General features: G+C 31.6%; 27 protein-coding genes and 1 pseudogene. 9 read left to right on the forward strand and 19 right to left on the reverse strand.

Annotated elements, in window-relative coordinates:
- Window positions 1-390: 390 nt before the first annotated feature.
- From ABF633_RS17360 to ABF633_RS17395, 8 genes and pseudogenes are all read right to left on the reverse strand, one after another.
- Entirely contained in the window at window positions 391-855 is a 465-nt protein-coding gene (locus tag ABF633_RS17360; RefSeq protein WP_415525346.1) for a GreA/GreB family elongation factor, read from the reverse strand.
- 214 nt (window positions 856-1,069) lie between these two features.
- Entirely contained in the window at window positions 1,070-1,522 is a 453-nt protein-coding gene (locus tag ABF633_RS17365) for a hypothetical protein (protein ID WP_415525348.1), read from the reverse strand.
- Window positions 1,523-1,742: 220 nt separating this feature from the next.
- Window positions 1,743-2,816 (reverse strand): hypothetical protein, encoded by a 1,074-nt coding sequence (locus tag ABF633_RS17370; RefSeq protein ID WP_415525350.1) that lies wholly within the window; start codon window positions 2,814-2,816, stop codon window positions 1,743-1,745.
- A complete protein-coding gene (locus ABF633_RS17375) occupies window positions 2,800-3,306 on the reverse strand; it encodes an RNA polymerase sigma factor (protein WP_415525352.1) in 507 nt (168 codons plus the stop codon). The genes ABF633_RS17370 and ABF633_RS17375 overlap by 17 nt, the downstream gene beginning before the upstream one ends.
- A 568-nt stretch (window positions 3,307-3,874) precedes the next feature.
- Complete coding sequence (locus tag ABF633_RS17380) at window positions 3,875-4,711, reverse strand: ABC transporter permease (RefSeq protein WP_415525354.1); 837 nt, start codon at window positions 4,709-4,711, stop codon at window positions 3,875-3,877.
- Window positions 4,712-4,717: 6 nt separating this feature from the next.
- On the reverse strand, window positions 4,718-5,632 hold the full coding sequence (locus ABF633_RS17385; RefSeq protein ID WP_415525356.1) for an ATP-binding cassette domain-containing protein: 915 nt from the start codon (window positions 5,630-5,632) through the stop codon (window positions 4,718-4,720).
- 227 nt (window positions 5,633-5,859) lie between these two features.
- Window positions 5,860-6,846 (reverse strand): aldo/keto reductase, encoded by a 987-nt coding sequence (locus ABF633_RS17390; RefSeq protein WP_415525360.1) that lies wholly within the window; start codon window positions 6,844-6,846, stop codon window positions 5,860-5,862.
- Between the two features lie 88 nt (window positions 6,847-6,934).
- Window positions 6,935-7,081: pseudogene (locus ABF633_RS17395) on the reverse strand (EcsC family protein); the annotation flags it as partial.
- A gap of 163 nt (window positions 7,082-7,244) precedes the next feature.
- Here ABF633_RS17395 and ABF633_RS17400 point away from each other — a divergent pair.
- A complete protein-coding gene (locus ABF633_RS17400; protein WP_415525362.1) occupies window positions 7,245-7,517 on the forward strand; it encodes a DUF2325 domain-containing protein in 273 nt (90 codons plus the stop codon).
- 310 nt (window positions 7,518-7,827) lie between these two features.
- Window positions 7,828-8,043 (forward strand): hypothetical protein, encoded by a 216-nt coding sequence (locus ABF633_RS17405; protein WP_415525364.1) that lies wholly within the window; start codon window positions 7,828-7,830, stop codon window positions 8,041-8,043.
- A gap of 205 nt (window positions 8,044-8,248) precedes the next feature.
- Here the strand turns inward: ABF633_RS17405 and ABF633_RS17410 are convergent, their stop codons facing one another.
- The gene (locus ABF633_RS17410; RefSeq protein WP_415525366.1) at window positions 8,249-8,872 is read right to left on the reverse strand and encodes a DUF47 domain-containing protein; all 624 of its coding nucleotides are present in this window, start codon (window positions 8,870-8,872) and stop codon (window positions 8,249-8,251) included.
- 16 nt (window positions 8,873-8,888) lie between these two features.
- On the reverse strand, window positions 8,889-9,935 hold the full coding sequence (locus ABF633_RS17415; protein WP_415525368.1) for an inorganic phosphate transporter: 1,047 nt from the start codon (window positions 9,933-9,935) through the stop codon (window positions 8,889-8,891).
- Window positions 9,936-10,485: 550 nt separating this feature from the next.
- Between ABF633_RS17415 and ABF633_RS17420 the strand changes: the two genes are divergently transcribed.
- Window positions 10,486-11,109 (forward strand): hypothetical protein, encoded by a 624-nt coding sequence (locus ABF633_RS17420; protein WP_415525370.1) that lies wholly within the window; start codon window positions 10,486-10,488, stop codon window positions 11,107-11,109.
- A 174-nt stretch (window positions 11,110-11,283) separates the two neighbouring features.
- On the forward strand, window positions 11,284-11,460 hold the full coding sequence (locus ABF633_RS17425) for a small, acid-soluble spore protein, alpha/beta type (protein ID WP_415525372.1): 177 nt from the start codon (window positions 11,284-11,286) through the stop codon (window positions 11,458-11,460).
- 501 nt (window positions 11,461-11,961) lie between these two features.
- Here ABF633_RS17425 and ABF633_RS17430 read toward each other — a convergent pair.
- Window positions 11,962-12,804, reverse strand: a complete 843-nt coding sequence (locus tag ABF633_RS17430) for a D-amino acid aminotransferase (RefSeq protein WP_415525374.1) — start codon at window positions 12,802-12,804, stop codon at window positions 11,962-11,964.
- 90 nt (window positions 12,805-12,894) lie between these two features.
- Window positions 12,895-13,323, reverse strand: coding sequence for a DUF3862 domain-containing protein (locus ABF633_RS17435; RefSeq protein WP_415525376.1), 429 nt, complete (start codon window positions 13,321-13,323; stop codon window positions 12,895-12,897).
- Window positions 13,324-13,523: 200 nt separating this feature from the next.
- On the opposite strand from ABF633_RS17435, the gene ABF633_RS17440 reads away from it, so the two are divergent.
- Both ABF633_RS17440 and ABF633_RS17445 read left to right on the forward strand, forming a co-directional pair.
- Window positions 13,524-13,919, forward strand: a complete 396-nt coding sequence (locus ABF633_RS17440) for a MerR family transcriptional regulator (protein WP_415525378.1) — start codon at window positions 13,524-13,526, stop codon at window positions 13,917-13,919.
- Window positions 13,920-14,006: 87 nt separating this feature from the next.
- Window positions 14,007-15,200, forward strand: a complete 1,194-nt coding sequence (locus tag ABF633_RS17445) for an MFS transporter (protein ID WP_415525380.1) — start codon at window positions 14,007-14,009, stop codon at window positions 15,198-15,200.
- A gap of 217 nt (window positions 15,201-15,417) precedes the next feature.
- Here ABF633_RS17445 and ABF633_RS17450 read toward each other — a convergent pair whose 3' ends face one another.
- Window positions 15,418-15,768, reverse strand: coding sequence for an NAD(P)H-dependent oxidoreductase (locus tag ABF633_RS17450; RefSeq protein WP_415525398.1), 351 nt, complete (start codon window positions 15,766-15,768; stop codon window positions 15,418-15,420).
- A 220-nt stretch (window positions 15,769-15,988) separates the two neighbouring features.
- Between ABF633_RS17450 and aat the strand changes: the two genes are divergently transcribed.
- A complete protein-coding gene (gene aat / locus ABF633_RS17455) occupies window positions 15,989-16,666 on the forward strand; it encodes a leucyl/phenylalanyl-tRNA--protein transferase (protein ID WP_415525382.1) in 678 nt (225 codons plus the stop codon).
- Between the two features lie 29 nt (window positions 16,667-16,695).
- Here aat and ABF633_RS17460 read toward each other — a convergent pair whose 3' ends face one another.
- From ABF633_RS17460 to ABF633_RS17475, 4 genes are all read right to left on the reverse strand, one after another.
- A complete protein-coding gene (locus ABF633_RS17460; protein WP_415525384.1) occupies window positions 16,696-16,947 on the reverse strand; it encodes a hypothetical protein in 252 nt (83 codons plus the stop codon).
- A 68-nt stretch (window positions 16,948-17,015) separates the two neighbouring features.
- On the reverse strand, window positions 17,016-18,044 hold the full coding sequence (locus ABF633_RS17465) for an epoxyqueuosine reductase (protein ID WP_415525386.1): 1,029 nt from the start codon (window positions 18,042-18,044) through the stop codon (window positions 17,016-17,018).
- A 251-nt stretch (window positions 18,045-18,295) separates the two neighbouring features.
- Entirely contained in the window at window positions 18,296-19,627 is a 1,332-nt protein-coding gene (locus ABF633_RS17470) for a WD40/YVTN/BNR-like repeat-containing protein (protein ID WP_415525388.1), read from the reverse strand.
- 31 nt (window positions 19,628-19,658) lie between these two features.
- The gene (locus tag ABF633_RS17475) at window positions 19,659-20,219 is read right to left on the reverse strand and encodes a hypothetical protein (protein WP_415525390.1); all 561 of its coding nucleotides are present in this window, start codon (window positions 20,217-20,219) and stop codon (window positions 19,659-19,661) included.
- Window positions 20,220-20,516: 297 nt separating this feature from the next.
- Here ABF633_RS17475 and ABF633_RS17480 point away from each other — a divergent pair, with 297 nt between their 5' ends.
- Together ABF633_RS17480 and ABF633_RS17485 are read left to right on the forward strand one after the other, a co-directional pair.
- Entirely contained in the window at window positions 20,517-21,089 is a 573-nt protein-coding gene (locus tag ABF633_RS17480; RefSeq protein WP_415525400.1) for a serine hydrolase domain-containing protein, read from the forward strand.
- 387 nt (window positions 21,090-21,476) lie between these two features.
- Complete coding sequence (locus ABF633_RS17485; RefSeq protein ID WP_415525392.1) at window positions 21,477-22,097, forward strand: nitroreductase family protein; 621 nt, start codon at window positions 21,477-21,479, stop codon at window positions 22,095-22,097.
- Between the two features lie 552 nt (window positions 22,098-22,649).
- On the opposite strand, the gene ABF633_RS17490 is transcribed toward ABF633_RS17485, so the two are convergent.
- Together ABF633_RS17490 and ABF633_RS17495 are read right to left on the reverse strand one after the other, a co-directional pair.
- Window positions 22,650-24,002, reverse strand: a complete 1,353-nt coding sequence (locus ABF633_RS17490; RefSeq protein WP_415525394.1) for a DUF6179 domain-containing protein — start codon at window positions 24,000-24,002, stop codon at window positions 22,650-22,652.
- 3 nt (window positions 24,003-24,005) lie between these two features.
- The gene (locus ABF633_RS17495; protein WP_415525396.1) at window positions 24,006-24,476 is read right to left on the reverse strand and encodes a DUF6323 family protein; all 471 of its coding nucleotides are present in this window, start codon (window positions 24,474-24,476) and stop codon (window positions 24,006-24,008) included.
- Window positions 24,477-24,559 lie beyond the last annotated feature (83 nt).

Raw genomic sequence — 24,559 nt, forward strand, 5'->3', positions numbered from 1 at the left:
AAGAATTGCTGGTTTACTTATTCTTATACTCTGTTTAATTTTCAAAGATCAATTTGCTGTCATCTGACAGCTTTTATATAATATCATCAATTAAAAACTTTGTCAACAACTTTTTTTACTTTAAATTAAGTTTATTTTCGTGTGACGTTTTTGACGACGTGTTATATAATATCATATTAAAACATATTCAACATTAAAATAAACCTAAAAATTCTACATTATTTACTTATTTCTTGTAATTATAAGTTATATCTCTAATTTTCTTATACTGATACACTAGGATTAGTATATGCAAAGGTAACCTCTAAAGAATATGTTTTTATTTAACTTAATTAAATTGCATTGCTATATTTTGTACAATCTATTTACTCTCCATCAACTTATAAATTCTTACAATATTTCTAATATTTCTATTGTATATTTTTCACTTGGAGCATTAACCTCAACTATATCTCCAACTTTTTTGCCTGTTAATGCTTTTCCTAAATCTGATTCTATACTTATAAGCATATTTTCTGGGTCTGAATCCATAGTAGTCACTAATGTTACAATATCTTCATCTTCCTCCTCTATAAATTTAATTCTAGCTTTTCTATTAATCCCCAATATTGATTTATCTACATTTTTATCATCTATTACAGTTGCTGTTGAAATCATAGTTAATAAATATTGAATTCTATTATCATTTTCTCTATAGTTTGCGCATGCTTCTTTATATTCTGCATTTTCTGATCTATCGCCATGTGCAGCAGCTACTAATTTTTCCTTTGCTATTTTAGCTCTTCTTACAGTCATTCTATATTCTAATTCTTCTTTTAATTTATTAATATTTTCTTCTGTTAGTGTATTATTCATAATAAGCAAGACCTCCCTGAGATATATTATATTAGTATTATATAATATATAGGAAAAAATAAAAGTTATTTTACTCAGCATCCTTTATTCTTATAGGTTAAAATCTTTATATAATATATAAACTTCTAGTTTCTGTAATATAATGCTTAAAACACACCCCATAATTATAGTAAATGAAATATATTCCATTTATTATACTCATAGGGTGTGTTTTTTAAGCAAATGTATCCAATATATTACCAAAAGAATTTTTCTTTGATACATTTAAATTAACATCAACACTTTTTGATGATTGTATCTGTTTATTAGAAGTCCGTTTTATACTTTGAGCTTGTTTCAGCTGAATTAAAATTGCATCAACATTTTTATTAAAATAATTACCATTCTTAGTATATGATTTTATAGATGTATCAACATTTTTTACTACCTTATCTTTGTCATATACATTTTTTGTTTGATAATAACAAATATCCGAACCAAATTCCTCCTCAAAAGTTCTTCCTGTTATACTTTTTCTGCTGCATTTTACTTCTATAGCTACATCATATTCATCTGTATGAATATCGTATTTTACAGAATTATATGCATCTGTATTTGGAAACTCTAATCTTGCCAGAGGAAATATTGGTTTAATAAGTATACGTTCTTTGTTAGCTATCATTTTCATACTAATCACAACCTTCTTTAATTACTATTCCATCATGCACAATTTTAGGAAATTGCAAAATATACTTTATTTAACCTGACTAACTTGGCGTAAGTCTCCCACTTCTTCAAGTGTGAGTTCAACGCCAAGTAAGCCATGCATTTGCAGTTCTAAAATTCAGATGGGGTAAAAGAATCCCCACCTGAATTAAGAACTTGCTTCAACTACCGACTTTATCTAATTATTTACCTTTGCCATGACCATTATTGCCGTTGTCATGACCATTACCATCATCTACATTATCATTTTTAACTGATTTCTTAGTATTTTCTGCATTACCTTTATCTGTAGTTTGTTTTTTGTCTTCTACAGTGCCTTTATCCTTATTATTTACATTATTATTTTTAATTGATTTTGTGGTATCCACTGTATTACCTTGTTTTTTGATTTCTGCATTTCCATTATCATTATTGTTTACAGCACCTTCGTCTTTATTATTCACAACACCATTATTAGTATTATTTACGGTACCTTCATCTTTATTATTTACTGTACCATTATCAGCATTATTTACAGCACCTTTATCAGTATAATTTTGTATGGCTTTCATTATATCTTTAACTGCTGCGTTCTTATATTGGTCTACCGTTGCCGTTTGGTCTACTCTTTGTAACTTTTGAATAAGGTTAAGTTTCCCTGGTGTAATTCCTAATTTTCTTGCTTCATCCCTTCGAGCTAATGCAACGTTATCTTTTAAAACCTCTGCTTTTTCCCCATTGTCTGTTAAAGCTTCATTTGCTCCAGTTTCTGCCTCAGTTTCAAGGTTAGTTGCAGTATTTTTATCATCTGTTTCAGATGTAAGAGAAATAACTGATGAACCATCCTTAGCTATGTATCCATTGTTAACAGCAGATTTAACCAATATATCAACAGCCGTGGTAACATCAAAACCTTTCACATTTACTCCATTTAATATCTTCTTACCGTCATTATTGTATCCCTCAGCTTTTACTACTCTGCCAAATGTGTTAATTCCTAATTCCACACTTGGATTAATGTCTAAGCTAAGATATGATACTGGTGTTTGGTAATAACCGTATGCTCCGCTACCTACCCCAAGAGTTAATAAAACTACCAAACAACAAGTAACTATTGCTAATCTCTTCTTCAAAGGCAATAACCTCCACTTTATAAATTCATTAATTTTAGAATTCCCATTCTTTGTTAGTGAATCTTTTAGATACACTTCTGTTTTACTTATTAAAGCGTCTTCGGCTTTAATTTGATCTAATGCAGATTTAAAACGAGTAATCATATTCTTTACCCCCTAATTTCTTTTTAATAAGTGCCTTTGCTCTGCGTAAATTAGAGTATATGGTATTCTCATTTTTCTTTAACATCTTTGCAATTTCGGGCACAGTATAATCTTCATAGTAATATAGGTATATAACATTCTTGTACTTTTCTGGAAGTGTTAAAACCACCTGCATAAGGTCATTTTCAGCTTTATCTTCAAAGGGTAATTCCATATTTTCAATAGAATCAATATTCTTTTTCCAAAAGCTTTTTAATACATCTTTACACTTATTGATTGTAACTCTTATTATCCATGCTTTTTCATGCTCATCACTTTCAAAAGTAGTTTTAGCTTTATTTTGCAATAGTTTTAAGAATACTTCCTGAAATACATCATCAACCTCTGTACTGTTATGTAGATATAAAAAACATATTCGATAAACCATGTCAGAATATTTCTTTAGTGCAACTTCAATTTCCTTATTAATATCAAGAGATGTAGGCTTCATTTCTCCTCCCTTCTATACTTAATACGATTAGACAATGAAAATCCGTGCAAAAATATTTATAAATTTAAAAATTATTTTTAATCAAATTATATTTTATATAAATATTAATTCAGAATAACTTAATATATTTTTAGAAATGATGTCATAATTGAAAAGTCAGCTGCTATTACTGCAACCAATTTTACGAAACACATATTTTTTTCAATAGGTATTATATCATATATGTGAAAAATCCTTTAAAGTATAATTATCCCAGAGATGTAATTTATGAGATTACTTCCATTTATTACACCCATAGGTGTAAATTTGGAAAACTTCATTATCTATTTAACACTGTTTTCTAAGAATATAAAAAACCAGCTTATATCACAAACTTTAGATATAGGCTGGTTTTCTCTTCACTTATTTTTCTACAGCACTTGTACGCTCGTGCAACTAGAATGATTTATAGTGTCATTATACTGTCTCCCATTATTGTTACAAACTATCAAAATAGTCCTTCTCAAATTGATCTAAATAATATTTTTTATCTCCATAATTATTTATTACATATTCTATGATATTATTGCTAACTCCATATATCTGATTCTTTGCTTTTGGAGCGATTAATTCTTGAAAAATCAACCCTTGAGAAAACGAATGTTGCCAATAGTAAAAATATAACTCCGAAAATAATTACAATAACCATGCTGATAGAAGGAGTAATTACAAAATTCCCAATTTTAAAAGCAAGTTGTTCTGAGATCAATTGATCGGTTGTTAAAGACGTCTTTTCCAGTATGATGGTCCTAAAAAACGCCGTTGTATATGTCATTGGATTGAGATAAGCAATATATTGCAATATTTTTGGCAACAGCGAAAGCGGGATATATGCTCCGCAAAGAAATGTCAATGGCATTGTAATAGCTGTTATGACAATTTGAAATGTTTGGGAATTCTTTACCAGTGCAGCTAAGAATAGTCCCAGGCCGGAAAATACAAGCCCAACGGCAGCCATCACACCAATTACCGCAAATGGCGTAATGAGGGATGTGAATTTTAGACCTATAAAATAACCAATGAATAAAATTATAATGCCTTGTAAGGTCGCTATTGTTGCTGCAGACAAGAGTTGACCTGCGGCAATCTGAATTCGCTTAACTGGGCTTACCAGCACTTCCTTCATAAAACCCGAAACAATATCTTCAATTGTACTGGTGGCAATAGTAAGTGCAGTTTGAAAGACGGTTGTTATAACAATACCAGCAAGCATATAGTTTACCGGGTTGGAAATATTATCGTTTTTAAATATTGCACTGAACACATATAAAAAGAAAAACGGCATGATAATCGTGAAAACAAGCTGAACACGATTGCGTGCAAAAATTTTAAGATTTCTAAACCATAAAGCTGCTATAATTTGCATAATTTCTCACTCCCTTATATCTTTTCCTGTAATTTTTAAAAACACATCGTTCAATGTACCTTTTTTAATTTCCAAATCTGTAATAACCGGTTTCTGGGCACTCAATATCTCCATCAATTCCGGCAAACTTCGAACTTCAATGGAATAATAACCATTTTTTTTCTTGTAAATAAACTCTAACTTATTAAGTAGTACTTCCAACCCCTGCTCATCACCAGTTGTAATATATGCTTTATCCTTTGTGTATTGCTGCTTCAAATGATATGGCGTATCTATTGCAACAATTTTACCTGCATCCATAATAGCGACTTTGCTGCAGATCTCAGCCTCGTCCATATAATGCGTTGTTAGAAAAATAGTAATATTTTTTTCCTTTTGCAGCTTCACAATGTAATCCCAGATATGTGCCCTTGTTTGAGGGTCAAGTCCTGTGGTTGGCTCATCCAAAAACAATACCTTCGGGTAATGTAAGAGCGATCTGGCTATTTCCACACGTCGTTTCATCCCTCCGGACAGACTACTTACCATGGCTTTTTTCCGATCCCGTAAATCCACTATATCCAGAGCAAAGTCAATACGTTCTACGATTTCACTTTTAGGGATTCCATAAAAATAACAATGCATATTTAGATTTTCAAAAATGGTCATTTTATTATCAAGTGTTGGTTCCTGAAAAACAACTCCAATAACACTTCTAACAGCATCCTTGTCATGGGAAACGTCTTTTCCATCAATCAGCAGGGTGCCACTAGTCTTATCGAATATAGTGCAGAGGGTATTGATGGTGGTGCTTTTACCCGCTCCATTTGGACCTAAAAAAGCAAAAATGCTGCCCTCCTCTACCTCAAATGAAACATTGTCCACTGCTGTAAAATTACCATATTTCTTTACAAAATTCCGAACTTCAATTATATTCTTCACGTTATCACTCCTATCATCTGTTTTTAGCATTCATGATAATACGAAACAACAAAAGCCCTTTAAAAAACAAGGAATCGTAAACATCATTAAATAAATAATCCACTTTCAAATTTTACCATGCAAAACGAAAAAAAGTCAATTACATATATGTAATTAACTTTTTCGCAAAAATTAGCAAAATAGATTGTATTCACAAACAGAAACTTCCAGTTTATGCTTGCTACTTTTTATTTACTTAATATTTCATCTATTCGTACTAATTCATCAGAAGTTAAATTTTTATTTTTTAACATATTTACATTATCAATAATTTGTTCTTTACGACTTGCTCCTATAATTGCAGAAGTAACCCCACCTTCTCTAATAACCCAAGCAAGGGCTAACTGTGCAAGACTTTGACCTCGATCTTTTGCTACCTCATTTAAAGCAACTATTTTTTCAATTAATTCTGGCTTTATATCATTGCTATTTAAATGTCTTATATTTGAATTAGCCGCTCTAGAATCAGCTGGAATACCATGAATATATTTATCAGTTAATAGTCCCTGTGCCAATGGACAAAAAGCAACCGATCCAATGCCTTCTTCTTCTAATACCTTAAGTAATCCCTCTTCTGGTTTTCTCCAAAGCATTGAATACTTTGGCTGATGCACCAATAACTTTACTCCCATATTCTTTAAAATATCCGATGCTTTATTTGTATCTTCCGGACTATAATTTGAAACACCAACATAAAGAGCCTTTCCTTGTTTTACTACATCAGCAAGTGCTCCCATGGTTTCTTCCAATGGAGTTTCAGGATCTCTTCTATGAGAATAGAAAATATCTACATAATCTAATTGCAATCGTTTTAGGCTTTGATCTAAACTTGATATCATATATTTTCTTGATCCCCAGTTACCATAGGGACCAGGCCACATATCATAACCAGCCTTTGTTGTAATTAATAATTCATCACGATATCCATTCAATTCTCTTTTTAATACATTACCCAAAAGTATTTCTGCACTTCCTGGTGGTGGTCCATAATTATTTGCTGCATCAAAATGCGTTATACCTTCATTAAAGGCAGTAACCAACATATCCTTGGCATTTTCATAGGCGAAAACTCCACCAAAATTGTTCCAGATTCCTAGAGACAATCGCGGCAATAGCAAACCACTCTTACCACATTTTACATATTCCATATTATCATATCTATCTTCTCTTATCATATTATCCTCCTTCGGAAAAGCTTTTCATATATAATATTTTATATTAAGTTCTTTATAATTTAAATGGAATTTTATTTGAATTATATGGTTAAATGTTATATATAATTTCACAAATTCTAACTTTATAACCATTCATAGTAGTATCACCAAGCTTATCCATTAACTTATAATTAGCATATGCACATACTACTGCCCCGATTTCTGGTACTATCTGTAAACTTTTTACAATATCAATTTTATAAATATTATTCCTAATTCACTGTTTTTCTCAAACTCAAAATTACTTATCTTAAAGTTTTATTTTATACAGCTATAAATACAAGAATAAAAATTAGTATTGAGGAATAGTAATAAATATAGTATACTAATATGAATAGTAAGAATAAGGAGGGGATTCTATGGGAATTATGATTGTCGGAGGAGATAATATTAAAATGATAAATTGCCATTTATGCAACAAAGGTTTTTGTGTTATAAAGCATATAAGCGGAAGAAAAAATAATCATAAATGTGTTGATATACCTCAAAATGCTGAACTTGTAATAGTTTTTATTGATTTCGTGAATCATAAATTATGTGAGCACATAAAAAAAGAATCCAAGAAGCTTGGCATAAAGACAATATATTCAAAACGAGCATGGTCCTCCATTGAAAATTTATTATCTCCATAATTATTTATTACATATTCTATATAATCACACACTTTTATATAATCTTCTTCATACAGAGTTCTGCCTTCCTTTATAGTCTTAAATTTATAGTATCAATATTTTCTACTTTAAGTATTTCCGTAATATCACAGGCAAGTAATCATTGTAAGCATTGATATTACTAAATTTGTTTATAAAATTTTTTAAAATAGGGAATCAAGTAATATCAATGATTTTCTGGATTATTTGCCCAATTGAAGTTATAATTAAAGTAAGAGGTGCACATATTATATAACTAAATATAAATATCAGATGGGGAGGAGAATTTATTATGGATAAGTTTTTAATTAAGAATACTACAAGAGAACAGAGAGAAAAAATTATCAGAGATTCACTTAACTGTGGCGGAGGCGGTTGTGAAAACTGTTCTGCATGCGGAATATACGGAGCACAAGACCCTTATGAAATGTATCAGCCATATATTGACGGTGAAAAAGAAATTTCTGAGATCAATAATGAATTCAGATCTTCCTATTTTATTCGTTAAACAGATGCCATATGGGATTACTGTTTACTAGATTATTAGAGTGTATATAAAAATGACTTAAAGCCCTTGATTTAAAGGGCCTTAAGTTATTTTTCATGTTTATGCCTGCCATCCTGATCAGATATAGGGCATTCCCTTGTGGTTGATATCTCTTCCCTGATTTTATAGTTTAGAATATTATGATAAATAAAAAAACTCCCCAAAATTATACTCTTCTTACAACTATCCTGTGAAATATATCTACAGTATATTCTAAATTAGCTGAGGCATCTTTTATATGATGGTACACTTCTCTTTGTTTAAGAGCATGCATTGGGTCATTACGCTTAAACACTTCAGCCATTCCATCTCGATAAAGCCGTTCTACTTCAACGTGCGCTTCCCTCATTTTAATAATGTTTTGCTGGGATTTTATTGGATTGCTTTTCAATATTGTTAAGGATTCAAATAGAAAATCCATACCTTCTTTAAGCTTTTTCACCATATTAATAATGATATCATTCGGTTCCACTTCAAATGCTTCCATTGATTCTAATGTTGATTTAGCAAACTCAATTACCTTATCCATTTCAACGGAAATAGAATAAATATCTTCCCTGTCAAAAGGTGTTGTAAACGCCTCTATCAGTTTACTTTCCATATCCACTCTAACTTCATCTGCCTCTTTAACATACCGTAGAAGTTCTTCCTTTTCATTCTTTGATCGACTACTCAACCATTTGTGTAACATATCAATACCTAACATATTAAGCTCTGCCTGTTTGTTTAGCATTTCGTAAAAATCATATTTTACTGGAAAAAACCTATCAAAAATATTTCTTTTATCCATATTTCCCGCCCTCACTTTATATTACTTTGAAAATAAAATTAGTTAAACTATATATCAATGCAGAAACTACCGCAGATAGTGGTATTGTAATAAACCAAGCTAAAATAATTTCCTTTGCTATACCCCAATGGACCATTTTATATTCGTCAGCCGCACCAACTCCCATAACACTGCCGACGACTACATGAGTAGTAGAAACAGGTGCCCCAATAAAAGTAGCCAATAGTAGTGACCCTGAAGAAGCTAATTGAGAGTTTACACTATGAATAACCCTTATTTTAAATATTCCCCTACCAATAGTTCTCATTATTGTCCAGCCTCCAAGCATTGTTCCAATAAACATTACAAGTCCGCCAGCTGTTCTTACCCAAAGCGGTGCTGTATTTATTGCCATACCTTTACCTGCCATCAGTGCTAAAGTTATTATTCCAATTATTTTTTGAGTGTCATTAGCACCATGGCTGTATGCAAGTGCTGCGGCTATTCCCAATTGCAGCTTATTTAAACTATTATTTAATGTATATTTTGCATTCCTCAGCAACAATCTCGTAATTTTTTGAAGAATAAACGCAATTATAAATCCAAGCATCGGTGAAATAATTAAAGCTGCAACTACTTTCACAATTCCAGTTAGTTGATGCTGTCCACTAATTAGTTCATTCCAGCCCCATAGTATATGTTTATAACCTGAAGACACCCATACTGATCCAATGATTCCTCCTATCAAAGCATGTGTGGAACTTGAAGGCAATCCTAACTTCCAGGTTACTAAATTCCATATAACTGCTCCCATAATTGCTGCAAGAAGTATTGTAAGCATGGAAGTATTCACTGGTAAATCTATAACCTTAGAGATAGTATCCGCTACTGCACTTCCACCCAAAATAGAACCTATCATTCCAAAAATTGATGCAATTACAATTGCTTGCTTTGGCGTTGCTGCACCACAAACAATACAGGTTGCAACTACAGAACTTGCATCATGCAGCCCATTGGAAAGTGCAAAAATAAGTGCTATTAAAATTACTGCTATTAAAATTACGGTTATGCTGATAGACACCATCTGACATTCCTCCTTGTACTCCCTATAACATTAAAATTTAAGCTATTCGTTTAAATATGAATTTAAGTTTTCTACTTTTACGTTCATTTCATAATAATCTGTTAACTCTATTTTATCATCTTCATATTTCTTATCAATATCAACTAAAGTTTTTTCTAATGGATATTACAGCGCTCTAAAAAGCTAAATAAATCTCGCTGTTTGCAATCTTGATTGCTATCCCGGCTCTAGCCTATTGTATATTTAGTCTGAATGAGATTTTCACCTTTTGGTTTGCCTACATAGTTACGCGACCTCTAGGCGCCTCCTTTGCAGACGGGGGTATCTCATGATCGCGGCGGTCTTGGACTGGGAACTGGATCGGTCAGCCTAGGCTTAACGATTATAATCCTTAGTCTTGTAGCCTATATAGCATTCACACGCAAAGATGTTAAGGTCAGTGAAGAATAGTCCCAAGACTAAAAACATATTTATATATTTTAGAAAGTAATTATAAAAATTGTGATACAATATAAGAATTAAGAAATTTAAAAAGAGCTAAGGAGCATATATGAATAAAGACGTAGCATTAAATAACAGCGAATTTGAACAATTAACTGCATCTGAAATTTGGGAAAAACTATATAATAAAGAACTTAATTCTAAGAAGAACATCCTAGAATACATTGATATAACAGTGGTGCTTAAAAAGGAAAATATAAATGAGGAGAAGATTAAAGACACATATAATTATATTTATGAGCACATAGATCAATTAAAGGGTTCAATAAAACCAAATACAATGATGTATCTAAAGAATAGGCTAAAAGCACAGCTTGGAAAGTATGTTAAAGAAAAAGATCCAAAGCCAGTAAATCACTTTATAGAATTTTTTAAGAAGGCCTATCCTGAAAATACTAGAAGGAAAGACTTCACATGGGTTCTAATGGATATAAATAGTATATCCGAGGAGCAGATATGGACTACTTTAACATATATTAATAGAGAATGTCTAAATAATAAGCTCAGTCTTAATTCTGATCAAAAAAAAGATATAGTAGGAATAATTGAAAAATTAATTAGCAAGAACAATATTAAGTATATAAATGATCTTAGGACCCTTAAACAATTAACAGATAGGTTAAATATAAGTATCGTACAGGCTGGTAAAGCATTTAAGGTAGAACATAAATGAGAAAATTAGTTTTGAAGAAATTTCCCTAAAGGATGCTGAAAAGCTCTATTTTAAAAGGGAAAAATATATAAGTCATATAAAAAATTTAATTCCATATTAGCCTCTAATTCCCTGTAATAGCCTTATGAAAACTACATAAATATAATAATGCTATTAAAAAAGGAGATGTTAGATATGGCAAATAAAAAAAGTAAAGGTAGATTCTCTGTATCAGAGGGAAGAGAAGCTGCAGCTAAATTTAAGCTGGAAGCTGCCGAAGAAGTTGGAATTCCAACTAAAGGAACACATAGTGTGAATGTTACTTCAGAACAAAAAAATTCTGTTGGTGTAATTAATAAATCTAATAAATGAACTGAAAAAAATATAAAATAATTTTTATACAATGTAAAAATAAATTTAATGTCAATAAATTTATAGTATAAATTTGTACAAATAAGAGCTGTGTCACTATCCATGCATAGATAGTGACACAGCTTTTTAAATATTTAAAGGGGTAATGGGAGTATCCATGTCATGTACTAAAAAGAAAATCTAAATGCTTTTGAATATACCCTAAAACAAATAAGCAATGATATTTTAAATTTAGAGAAGGGTATACCAATCCTTTGTGGATCTTATTTTATCTATAGATCTCTTGTTAATTTCTAATTTATCCGATGACTACCCACTCTAATACTTCCATCTTTTTCAAGTGGGAGTAAAGAGTGGCTACGTCCCTGGATAACGACTTACCCTAAAGGACAACGATTTCTAAGTATCACAAACCGATACTAAGAACTCTGTTAGTAAGCATCAGATGGAATAAAAACTCCACCTGATGCCAAGAATTCTGTTTATACGCCACTACCAAATTTACTTTGTTTCTTCTAAAAATTCTTCCAACAATGCATCTTGCAATTGCTTAACAATTTCTGATGCTCTTCCACCTACAGGTTTTCCATCGATTTCACATGCAGCCATGCAAAATTGCCCCGAACTTGTAACTATAACTTCGTCTGCCTCCATTAATTCTTTTAAAGTAAAAGATGTTTCATCTACAGGAATATGAAATTTGTTACACATTTTTATAATATGTGCTCTTGCTATACCTGGTAAAATCAAATTATCCGTTGGTGCTGTTCTAAAAATGCCATCTTTAATAATGGATACGTTACTATGTGCACATTCAGTTACCCTATCACTTCTATGGAATACCGTTTCCTGGCATCCAGCTTCTTCAGCCTTCTGTGCAGCAATTACACTTGGCAATAAATTCAAAGTTTTTATATTGCAATGTAAAAACCTGGTATCTTCTAAAGTTATTAACTTTATTTTTTGTGACATATCTTTTATTTTTGATGGTCTTAACATAATCCAAATATTTGCCTTTACATCTTCCCCTGGGAAAGCATGATTACGGATACTTGTCCCTCTTGTAACCTGCCAATATACAAATTGCTCTCCAGAATCAACTTTTTTAACCATTTTCCTAAGCAAGGCTTTTATCTCATCCTTTGTATATGGAATTTTAATTTGTAATAAACCAGCACTGTTAAAGAAACGGTCAATATGCTCATCTAATGCAAATATATTGTGATTTCTACTATAAGTAGCATCATAAACTCCATCACCAAAGTAACATACACGATCATTCATAGGTATTTTCATATTTTCAATTAAATCATATTCTCCATTATAATATCCTAAATTCTCCATTTAATTTCCCCCATTGTTTTAATTAATAATTAATGAAAACTACATGTAAAACTGTCAGTATTTTAAATACAATAAGGACACTTCAAAATACTACTTTAAACCATATTGGCTCTTGGATTCCAATTTCCCATCTGTAAAGTCCACACTTAAATAACTTTCGTCTTCATTTGTCCATATATAAGTTTCAGCGCTGTAATCTTCTTCTTTATATTCATAAGTTAATTCACCCCCTTCACCAAGTATTGATTTAACTTCATCATAAGTCATATTAGTCTTTAATTTATCATACATACTTTTTGTTACCTTTGCATTTTTTGATTCCAAGGAGACTTGTGATTTCTCTGTAACCTTATTATTTAAAAAACTTATATATATACCTGTTCCATCAGAATCTTCCCATTTATAATCATCTCTTTTATTACTGAAATGGCCGGAAGACGATTCTTCATCACCCTTCCCAAGTATATCCTGTACCTGATCATAAGTCATTCCCATTTTTATTCTCATAAATTTTTCCATAGTAAACTTTCTATTTTGAACTTTATCGGTGTTGTCATAATTTTTATGTGTCTATAAACATATGATATCACTTTTAACATAATTTTGAAGAAAATAAAGAAGCACATGCATTATTCAAGTGCTTCTTTAATTGTTTGACAAGTTCAAAAATAGATGTTAATATACATCTAACGTTAACGTTAATTAAAGGAGTGGATCATATGAGCTATAAAATTGGTGAAATCGCTAAACTTACCAATTTAACAACCCGAACAATTCGATACTATGAAGAACTTGGTTTATTGGGGACTAGAAAGAATAGATCTCTAGGACAACTTCGATTGTTTGATAATGACGATATTAAACGCTTAAAAAAAATCCAGATGCTGAAAGATCTAGGACTTACTTTAGAGGAGATCGGTCAAGTCATTGAGTTGTATTTTACCGATGGGCAAATTCTAGAAGGTAAACGTCAGGTAATCGAAATTTTGAAAAATTACATCGCAACATCTGAAGAAAAAATAAAAGAATTAAATACATTTAAAATGGAGTGCGAAGCAAATATTTCTAAGATAGAGTCAATTATTAAAAATACCGAAATTAAAGAAAAAAAATAAGTTACAGGAAATTAAACTGTACTTTTTTAACTCTAAATTAACGTTTACGTTAAAGTAATATGAAATATAATTGGAGGATTGATCTTTATGAATCAGCACGCAGATATCAATATACCTAAAGAGTTTGAGATGAGTCGTTTTTTAATTATGCTAATGTCAATTGCCTGTGGAGTTAGCGCGGCTAACCTGTATTATTCCCAGCCTTTACTAGAAGAATTTTCTAGATTTTTCAATGTATCATCGTCCATGATTGGAATTGCAGCTATGCTGATTCAAATCGGTTATGCACTGGGGCTGGTTTTCTTAGTTCCATTGGGAGACATTAAAGAACGCCGTGGCCTAATCATGACAATGTTATTTTGTTCAACAATATCACTACTTTCTCTCTCCCTTGCTTCAAACATATGGTGGTTATTAGTCAGTTCTTTGCTAGTTGGACTGACTTCGATTACTCCAATGTTGATTGTGCCGCTAGCGGCACATCTAGCAAAGCCAGTAGAAAGAGGTCAGGTGATTGGAAACATCATGAGCGGACTACTAATTGGTATCCTATTGTCCCGTGTGTTTAGCGGAATTATAGGATCTATTTTAGGATGGCAGACTGTTTATAGAATAGCTGCTGCGATGATGGTATTATTAATCCTGATATTCAATTTATGGCTTCCAAAATCTGTTCCAGATACTGTGATGAGTTATGGAAAATTACTTAAATCCCTAGTTGGACTACTGCGAAATCAACCAGTTTTAAAGGAAGCTTCATTAATTGGTGCAATGATGTTTGCCACCTTCAGCACTTTTTGGACCGCCCTCTCTTTTTTACTTAAATCTCCAGTTTACAATTTAGGAGCTCAAGCTGCGGGACTGTTTGGATTAGCTGGAGTTGTAGGAGCTTTAGCAGCTTCTATCGTAGGACGAGTTGCCGATAAAAGAAGCCCTCGATTCACCTTAACTATAGCGATCATACTATCTGCCTTGTCGTATATTTGTTTCTTGATTTTCGGATATCAAATGTGGGGACTCATTAGTGGAGTAATCTTGTTGGACTTAGGCATTCAATCTGGTCAAATTTCCAATCAAACGCGTATTAATACTTTAGATGCTACAGCCCGCAGTCGGAATAATGCTGTATATATGACGTTTTACTTTTGTGGTGGTGCATTAGGTTCATTACTAGGGACATTTTTCTGGGGATTGTTTGGGTGGACTGGGGTATGTGTCGCTGGAATAATTTTTCAAATGATTGCAGCGATAATTCATATTTGGGGTATAAAACGCAGATAAAAACATGTCAGTCGTAACAGGATTTAACTTTTGAGTACAATAACCCTAAAACTTAGGGGATTATATATATGAGTGTTAACATCCCCCGACAGTTTTTGCAAACGTAGTGAGCTTGGTAGTATTTACTATATTTATCTTTCATTCTGTAGAAGCCTAGCATGAAAACAAGTCAGTAGGTAGACCATGAAATAGCTAGGAGATGACTTGAAGCTCCTTGCTACTTATGGTCAAAGATATATTTGATATAGTCTTTTGCGCTCTGGTTAATATCTTCATCACTAGCTTGATACGAAGCCCCAAATATAGCAAAATAGGGCAAAGAGACTGCACCAACATGCACTGCGGTTGCTTTAAAAGGAGCGATAACCTCATCTACTGTAAATGTAACTGAACCGAAAGGCAAATAATTATCTTTTTTATCGCCAATTGACATTGCTATCCCCAGCTTCTTTCCTTTGAGCTTATGGCCTTTAGAGCCATAAGCCCACCCATGAGTAAAAACATCATCCAACCACTTTTTTAATAATGGGGGATAGCTATACCAATATAATGGAAATTGAAATATAATACTATCGTATGTCTCGTTTAATGTGTTCTTGGGGAAGAGATAATATTAAAAAAAGACAACAACAGGGAGAAGATATAGAATTATTACCAAATGATTTAAAAACTATTGAGTGACATACTCCCACCACCTACACTATGCTGACGGCTATGGTATCTGAACCCCTGCACTTGCAGAATTCTACAAAAAATTGTAACATATATTTTAAGGAGGGTGTTGCATTATGCCAATTTACTCATTAAATGATGATTTAATCTTTCCCCATCCTTCTCTATCAAGAGAGGATGGTCTCTTAGCTGTATACGGGGATCTGTCTCCAGAGAGGCTGTTACTTGCCTATTCTAATGGAATATTTCCTTGGTTCTCAGAAGATGAACCAATCCTATGGTGGTCTCCTGACCCTAGATTCATTCTCTATCCAAAAGACGTGAAAATTTCTCACTCTATGAAAAAACTAATTAAAAAGAATATATATAAAATTACATTTGACACTTGTTTTAGAGACGTTATGTATAATTGTGCTAATACAAGAAAAGAAAGTGGAACCTGGATTACTGATGAAATGATAGAAGCTTACTGCAAGCTTCATGAACTTGGTTTTGCACATTCTGTAGAAGCCTGGCATGAAGACAAGTTAGTAGGAGGACTATATGGAATTATTATGGGAAAATGTTTTTTTGGAGAATCTATGTTTTCCACTATGAGTAATAGTTCTAAGGCTGCTTTTATTACTCTTTGCAAACTATTAGAGGAAAAAAATTTTATTATGATAGACTGTCAAGTTTATACTAAACATCTTGAAAGCCTAGGAGCAGTAAATATTCCTAGAAAGGAATTTTTAGAACTTGTTGAAAAAGGAATTTCCATGAGTCCTTTAAAATTGTCTTTTGATAAAAAATAATGATTTTTTACATGATGTTAGTTATACAATTATAAGTCCGTTTTCCTTAGAATTTCAACATTACGAGTTACAGTTGTTTGATCCATTAATAGAGCATCAGCTAACTCACCTACTGTACTGCTATATCGAGATGAGATGTCAGCTAACAAAGAAAATTGCATTGCCCGCAGTCCTACTGGCTGAAGTGCTTTGTCAAAGTATTGAGTTAACACTCTTGATGTCATCCTTGAATTTCTGCAGGCGCAAACTCCTAAGTCTTTTCTATTGCTCTGAGTATTCATATAAAATTCTTCCCATCATATGTACATACATATAATAAGTCGCAGCTTCTCTTGTTATCAAGGAATCATTATAAGCAAAGTTCATTGCGAATTGAGTTCGCCATTTCACATATTTTTTCATTTTCGTTATTACATGCATTTATAATAAGCGGCTTATAACTTTCCATATAGTTATTCCGCATATAATTCAATACATCTACCTTCCATTTCCAAAGTTCCTCTGGTGATAAATAGAAAAATTTTGGCTGAACTTTCTCACGATAAAAATCTTCCTCCATATTCAAAATATTTTCAGGAGTTAATTCAGGAGCCAATTCTGCAAGGCCGGGAAATTCTTCCTCACCCTTCCATTTTCCCCTATTCATAGGACACACATCTTGACAAATATCGCATCCATAAATGCAGTCTCCGAAGGTTTTACTTAATGGTTCCTGATGCAGATTACGCCCACCAAAGGTTGTCAGGAAAGAAACGCAGGCAGTTGGCAGCATGGTATATGGATCAAAAAGAGATTTTGTTGGACAAGATGCCATGCAACGATTGCATCCCTTAGCACACTGAGGAACGTTATTTGTTTCTTTTAACTCCATTTCTCGATCAGTAACCCAGGCTTCAATATGAACCCATGAACCAGACTCGGTGTATAAGAAATTATTTCTGCGAATGATCCCGATTCCAGCCTGCATAGCTGCCCAACGCATTCCTACTACTCCAAATTTCTGATTGGTTTCTACCTTTAAACCAAGTTCCTGCATGTATTTTTCTAATTCACGATTATTTTGATATTCTTTCGTATTTGTATCCACACGTACATCAAATAAATACGCCTTAGCAATGTGTCCCTTTACCTCTTCTGGAACTTTGTATTTTCCGTATGATACTGCAAGTACTACCACAGATTTTGCCCATGGATATACCTCCAGCGGATTAACTAAGCGCTGCTGTCCTTGATAAAATGGTCTGGACTCCGGAACTTTTTGCATGCGTTCTTCAAATTTTTCAGCATAACCTTCCATCAAACTAATTGGAATAATACCACATTTTTCATAGCCCAGTGCATAAGCTTTTTTTTGAATCATTTGTTCAATTGTTTCCATACCTGATCACTCCCTCTTAAAAAGTTAAATGTTATTTTTCATGAAAAACACAGATTTTTTACCGATCAATAGCCCCATTACATGTATATACATATAAATTGATAAAATTTATTTATTTTTAACAATGGCTTTATACAGAAAATTTAATATAATAATATATGTATATGCATATATTATTATATTAATTCTATTCTGTCAATATTTTTATTGATTGACAGAATAGTAATATCTCAATACAGTACATGTATATATTATTTGTTAAGAGCATCATTCATATTTACTATTGTATCAAATTTCCAAGTTGCTCCATAATCATTACTTATGAATCTTGCTACCCTTCCCGTACCAGAATCACCAATATATCCTTGTGTAACAATAATGCTGCCCTTAGCTCCATCAAAATGAGGATATAATGCTGTAGTATACTTACCCTCATAGTCTGCAGGCAGAGTTAGTGTTATCCTATTCCAATTGTATCCACCATCATCAGTACGATATATCTCTGGAGTTTTAGGATCAGGTCCAAAGGTCATAAATCCTATTTTATCCGTTATAAAGCTTGCATCTATTACAACCATTGAAGATAATCCATTAGCATTGTTAATTTCCTGCCATGTTTTTCCGCCATCCTTTGTATGATATATTACTTTAGTTTCAGAACTCATAGTCCTATCACCTGAAGCTACTATATATCCGTTATTTTTTGATGTAAATCCTATATATTCAGCTCTTACATTTGAAATATTACTGCCGACTTTATAATTATTCCAAGTGCTACCTTTATCATTGGATATAAGTACACTAATTTGATTTTCACCATATACAAAAGCAGTTTTATCATTAGTAATGTAATAACTTCCCTTTTGAAGACTTGTTTTATTACGTACAGCTTCTCCTCTTGCAATAAGCTTAGTTGATGAAACAGGCAAATCTTTCCATGTTTTGCCACCATCATAAGTAACTTTCACTATATTTCTTTGAATTTTATAATTTATATTTTTGGCTGCTATTTTTTCAGCCGCTGACTTTGGATCATAGCTTTGTTTTTCATTAATACTTAAATTTTTAAGTGAATCACTGGTATTTTCTAAGCCTTCTAAAGTATAAGTATAGGGATCTGTTTTTTTAATCTTTAAAATCCAATTACAATATGTTAAACCATTTTTATCTGCAACACCCCAGCTATTGCCCCCTAATTTATTTAAATTATCCATCTTTACATTAAATCTTACTCCAACTGTACCTTCACCATCTTTACTTGATATAAGCTTCTGATCAGTGATTTGAAACTTAGTTATATAATCTTTATTAGGCTTATTGTTTATATTCTTTTTCATTCCCACCTTTGACAAATATTCTTGCATTATTGAGTGTGCAATTATAGGCAGATTTTCATCTTTATCATATTTTACAGATATAACTGTATTATCATCATACACTGAAGCTTTTTTACTATTCTTATATATAATAATACCTATAATAGATGATATCAGTAAAATAACACCAAGTATTATTAATATTATTAACAGTTTTCTACTATTATCAAAAAATTTTTTATCATCAATTTCTTTTTGAGCTTTCATTTAACCACCTCTTAAAATTTACGTTTTATAGCTAATCTGCTGGATTTAATCCAGCTGTACTGATATCACTCCCAACTTCAGTAAGTGTGTAACTGTACTGATTTTCAATATTTTTAATTCTCATCATAATTTTTCTGTTCCTGACAAACCCATCCTTTCCTACAACTCCCCAATAAATACTATCTCCCGGATTAGCATTAGCAGGTTTAACATCAAAGGTAATCTGTGCAACAAAATCCTTGTAATCTCCTGCTGCTATATGTATTTTTTCATTATATATATTACCATTCACTTTTGATTTATCTACATTTGAAGGATAAAAAGACAAATAATTTTGAAAAAATTCAGCAGCAATATTTACTCTTGATCTATTGTTTGTATTGCGAATAGTCTGAGGATGGAATTCATAATTGGGCTGAGGGCTGTCCACAGAAGATGCTTTATCAATATTTGTATAAATCTTTTTATGATCTTTATTTTTTGTTTTTTCTAATATTCTAAAGGTTATAATATTGACTGCTGTAATAGCACTTATTAAAATAATTGATATAATTATAAGTAAGTTACGTCTACTTTTAAATTTATCTTTCATACAGTTGTATCTCCCTTTATGATTTATATTTAACCTATACTTCACAATTAATTTTCAATTGTATTATATCTAAATATCTAATTTTACAATTAGTATAATTTTATTTTATCATACATTATTTGCTAATTTGTTAATTATCCTAAAACAAATTTTCCATTATGGATGAGATTATCTTTATATCACATCATCTGCTGCCAAAATAAATAAACATTTAAATCATCATTAAAAATGTTTTTCATTAAAGAAAAATTAGTTTTATATTTATATATAATGGAAGTTAATAATGATTAAGGAAGTATTGGAACTTTTAAGTATTCCACCGCAGGGGCGCACCTGCTTTCAGCCATCATCACTCATACCACAGGAAAAAGTGCCCGTGAATTTGCCAACCAACGCTTATTTAAACCCATCGGCATGAAAGAAATCCCGGATTATGAAATGAAATCATTTGGATTTGAAGATTTGTTCGGTAAGAATGTAAAAGGATGGGTTAAAGATCCAAATGGTATTTCCACAGGAGGATGGGGACTTACGCTAACTCCTCGTGACATGGCACGTTTTGGATTCTTATATTTGAATGACGGAGTTTGGGACAATAAGCAAATTATTTCCAAAGCATGGATTGATCAGTCTACATATCCCCACTCTAAGACACAGATTGATGAATCAACAGCTAAATACGGCTATCTATGGTGGTTACGTGAAGAGGATGGAATTTTTTCATATTCAGCACTGGGTGATGGCGGTAATGTCATTTGCTGCATTCCAGAAAAAGATCTAGTAGTAGCAATTGCATCAGAATTTATTATTAATCCTAGTGACAGGTGGACATTGATTAAGGAAGGTATTATCCCTGCTGTAATAGAGTAGACTTATTAACAGCAAGTCTGTCAAGTTAATATGTCTAATAAGAAATTTGCAACTGAAACTTATATAAAATCCTATTAGGGGTGTCGCCACATATATATAAATTGTTATGTATCAGTTTGATTATGTATGTCAAAAAGGATGAATTCTAAATATTTAGGCAAAAAATCAAATGAACAACACATAGGTCATTTGATTAAACCTTACATTTCTCTACCCAATTATCACCTTAAAGTGACTTAGTATATACTTGACAGGGCAAGAAAATTTTTGTACAATACTAATTAAAAGTATATAAATCACAAAAATATAGATAGTATATTTTCGTAAGAACTCATTAGCTATTTTACTACCTAGTTTAAACTAAATTATTAGAAAGAGGTGTTTCGTGTGGAGTTTAATGAAGTTGTCAAAGCAAGAAGGAGTATTAGAAAATTTAAAGCAGAAGCTGTACCAGACCGATACATTCATGAAATTTTGGACGCCGGGCGGATCGCTCCATCTGTATCTAATATACAATCTACCCGATATGTTGTAATTAAAAGTCCCGAAGTGAAAGAAAAGTTAAATGAATATACCGTACCCTTTGTAAAAAGCGCTCCTGTTGTAATCGTCTGCTGTGCATATAAAAAAGCGTGGTTGGAACAAGAAAAAAGGTTTCTTGAATTAAAAGACACCGGAGCATTCAAAGATTTTTATGAAGAAACGAAGCAACGGATGGATAGCTTTGAGAAAGAAGGTAAGGTTGAAAGAATGGCTAATCCAGAGATATATAAATATTATTTATGGCAGCATGCTGCAATTGCAATTGACCATATGACACTAAAAGCTGTTGACTTAGGATTGGGAAGCTGTTGGGTTGGTTTTGTTGACCGAGAAAAGGTAAGAGAATTGGTAAATCTTAATAATGATTATGAAATAATTGCTCTGTTACCAATCGGCTATCCTAGCTATAACCCGGCGCCAAGGTCCAGATTATCTGTTGATCAAGTATTGCTGAAAGAACTATAAATTATAATGCCATATGTTATGTATCAGCAGGTTCTTAATTAGGGCATCTGTTTATGATTTATTGAAATACATGGAGTTATGTAGATAGTGTAAAGTAGCGTATGAAAAACAAAATCTGGTATTATCAGGAAGTAAAATGCACTTTGAAAAGTGAAAAATATACTATCGTTCCTCACTTATTCCACGGTCCTCTTGACAATGAGGCTCTTACGGCATGTTTGAAGGCATCACTGGCAACTAAGCCTAACATGCCGTAACTCTTATTATTAAGAGGCTTTCGCGGCATAAACGCTACTAAGAGGCCTGCTTTGATAGAATAAATTGTTGTGATAGTTCAATTAGCTTCTGCCACTTGGCAGTCATATTGGGTAGCGATTCAAGCGCAGGTATTGAGTTTATGTAGTTTTAGAATAAAGCCGTTAACAATTCTTTTTCAAATATGCCTGTTTTGCAAGCACTTTGCAATTGGGGTCATGACCATATTGAAGATAACCACCACACCTAATAACTAGATAAGTCCATGATTATTGTAATTTTTATTATCTATAACCTTTAAAATTCTACTCTTTCTTTAAGCTCTTTTATTAGAGTCCTCTCTTTTTCACTTAGGCTAAAAATATATTTATTAAATTCACCATACCACTCTTCTTCACATACATTTTCAAGACCAAGCTCTTCCATATACTTATCCAAAAGAACTATCTCCATCTGAGATAAACTTTTGAAGTACATGATATATTCTTCTCCAAATAAGCAATCAGCACTTAACATATCAACTAAATCTTCTAAACTTTTAATACTATTTTTAATTAGTGAAATTTTATCTTCTACTAGAGAACATTCCCGGATTTCTTCACTTAACTTTTTAAATTCAGAGTTTTCCATCATCTCGCCATCATTATAATATATTGTTTCATCTCTATTATCCTCATTAAAAGATATAAATACTGTTTCTAATCTATTTAGTTTTATACCTTGATTTATTAACGCAGCTACCTTTAATGTAGATTTTTCAATATAACTTATTAGTGCCTCATCTTTAATACGTAAACTTTTCCAGCATACTTTTGCATATTTTAATAATTCTTTCTGTAGCTCTTCCAAAGATAATTTCTCTAACTTATTTTTAATATATGTCCTATCCAAACTGCTAATATTAATGCTTTTTAAATCTTTTCCACAGATAATTACTCCCAAACAGTTAATTAATAACACTTCAAATATATTTATCAACAACAATTCACACTTTTTATCGTAACCTTTTAACAGCTTATTGATTTCACTAATAGGAAAGTTGTTACAAAAATCATTCTCTAGACTTAAAATCTTTAAATAATTATATATATATTCAATACCTACATAATTCATATTATCAATACAAAGTTGATAATCTATTGAACCAGGGTTTTCATGAGCAGCAAAAAAATCATTATATCTTTTAAAAAATAAAGGAATACCATAATCTATGGTATCGTTATATGAATAGTTATCAACTTTTAGCTTACTTTCATTAATTTTCTGTAGCAGCTCCTTACTGTCTAATATTTTTTCACTAATTAAATCCTGCCCCTCTTTTAACATGCGAGATAATCTACTCTCCTCTAGTTCCTTTATTATACCTTCTATGTTGTCAAATGTTTTCAAATAAATTCCTATGGTATAATCAATGCACTGTAACACACTTTCAGCCAGCTCTATCATAACTGAACTACTCTCATCTTTCGTGTAATATTTTAATTGCACCTTTAAAAGTTTCATTCTTTCATAATATATATTAGCTAAAACACTTTCATCTAACAGCTTTTTCTCATAACAATATTCTAAAGCATCTTTAAAAAACTCTTCTTCATTGAAGTTATTTTCTATGGAATAACCATATTTTTCAATATCTTTCCCATTATTCATAACCTACCAATCCTTTTCATCATCAATATTCATATAATCCCTAATACCATTTCTTATATTATCAGCAATTTTATACAGTACTTTTCCTTCTAAAAGCTCCAATGACCCCTGACAATAGTTATTAAATTTCTCCTCCATAATTTCTATTAATTCATCATCACTTATATAATCTAGAGTTTCATTCTTATAATTATAAAAGATCTCTACAAGTTCATTTATTGTATCACCGTAATTATATTGTGATATATATGGGGAATCACAGAATGTTGTTATGATTTTATTTATAATTTGACCATTAAACTCTATCCTTCCGCTTTTTTGAAGTGCTATATTTCTTGTATTAATAATTTCTTTAACAGCTTCTTCAGAAAACTTTAATCCATATTCACTTGTAATTTCATTACACTGCAATATTTCATTAAAAACCTGCTTATTTAATAAGTTATTTTTAAATAAATCAATAGAATTTTTCATTTTAAAAACTTCCTTTCAAAAAAGTATTGACTTTTATTTTGAAATATGTTATGATTAAAATGTATATAAAATTAAAATTGTAT

This window comes from Clostridium sp., assembly GCF_047718555.1.
Classification (GTDB): domain Bacteria; phylum Bacillota; class Clostridia; order Clostridiales; family Clostridiaceae; genus Clostridium_I.

Bases quoted from the DNA above. Each gene is read 5' to 3' on its own strand.
- ABF633_RS17400 (WP_415525362.1), top strand. From the start codon at position 7,245: ATGGGAATTATGATTGTCGGAGGAGATAATATTAAAATGATAAATTGC.
- ABF633_RS17375 (WP_415525352.1), bottom strand. From the start codon at position 3,306: ATGAAGCCTACATCTCTTGATATTAATAAGGAAATTGAAGTTGCACTA.
- ABF633_RS17435 (WP_415525376.1), bottom strand. From the start codon at position 13,323: ATGGAAAAATTTATGAGAATAAAAATGGGAATGACTTATGATCAGGTA.
- ABF633_RS17390 (WP_415525360.1), bottom strand. From the start codon at position 6,846: ATGATAAGAGAAGATAGATATGATAATATGGAATATGTAAAATGTGGT.
- ABF633_RS17440 (WP_415525378.1), top strand. From the start codon at position 13,524: ATGAGCTATAAAATTGGTGAAATCGCTAAACTTACCAATTTAACAACC.
- ABF633_RS17470 (WP_415525388.1), bottom strand. From the start codon at position 19,627: ATGAAAGCTCAAAAAGAAATTGATGATAAAAAATTTTTTGATAATAGT.
- ABF633_RS17415 (WP_415525368.1), bottom strand. From the start codon at position 9,935: ATGGTGTCTATCAGCATAACCGTAATTTTAATAGCAGTAATTTTAATA.
- ABF633_RS17360 (WP_415525346.1), bottom strand. From the start codon at position 855: ATGAATAATACACTAACAGAAGAAAATATTAATAAATTAAAAGAAGAA.
- ABF633_RS17495 (WP_415525396.1), bottom strand. From the start codon at position 24,476: ATGAAAAATTCTATTGATTTATTTAAAAATAACTTATTAAATAAGCAG.
- ABF633_RS17460 (WP_415525384.1), bottom strand. From the start codon at position 16,947: ATGAATACTCAGAGCAATAGAAAAGACTTAGGAGTTTGCGCCTGCAGA.
- ABF633_RS17490 (WP_415525394.1), bottom strand. From the start codon at position 24,002: ATGAATAATGGGAAAGATATTGAAAAATATGGTTATTCCATAGAAAAT.
- ABF633_RS17380 (WP_415525354.1), bottom strand. From the start codon at position 4,711: ATGCAAATTATAGCAGCTTTATGGTTTAGAAATCTTAAAATTTTTGCA.
- ABF633_RS17420 (WP_415525370.1), top strand. From the start codon at position 10,486: ATGAATAAAGACGTAGCATTAAATAACAGCGAATTTGAACAATTAACT.
- ABF633_RS17410 (WP_415525366.1), bottom strand. From the start codon at position 8,872: ATGGATAAAAGAAATATTTTTGATAGGTTTTTTCCAGTAAAATATGAT.
- ABF633_RS17475 (WP_415525390.1), bottom strand. From the start codon at position 20,219: ATGAAAGATAAATTTAAAAGTAGACGTAACTTACTTATAATTATATCA.
- ABF633_RS17430 (WP_415525374.1), bottom strand. From the start codon at position 12,804: ATGGAGAATTTAGGATATTATAATGGAGAATATGATTTAATTGAAAAT.
- ABF633_RS17445 (WP_415525380.1), top strand. From the start codon at position 14,007: ATGAATCAGCACGCAGATATCAATATACCTAAAGAGTTTGAGATGAGT.
- ABF633_RS17370 (WP_415525350.1), bottom strand. From the start codon at position 2,816: ATGATTACTCGTTTTAAATCTGCATTAGATCAAATTAAAGCCGAAGAC.
- aat (WP_415525382.1), top strand. From the start codon at position 15,989: ATGCCAATTTACTCATTAAATGATGATTTAATCTTTCCCCATCCTTCT.
- ABF633_RS17465 (WP_415525386.1), bottom strand. From the start codon at position 18,044: ATGGAAACAATTGAACAAATGATTCAAAAAAAAGCTTATGCACTGGGC.
- ABF633_RS17425 (WP_415525372.1), top strand. From the start codon at position 11,284: ATGGCAAATAAAAAAAGTAAAGGTAGATTCTCTGTATCAGAGGGAAGA.
- ABF633_RS17405 (WP_415525364.1), top strand. From the start codon at position 7,828: ATGGATAAGTTTTTAATTAAGAATACTACAAGAGAACAGAGAGAAAAA.
- ABF633_RS17365 (WP_415525348.1), bottom strand. From the start codon at position 1,522: ATGAAAATGATAGCTAACAAAGAACGTATACTTATTAAACCAATATTT.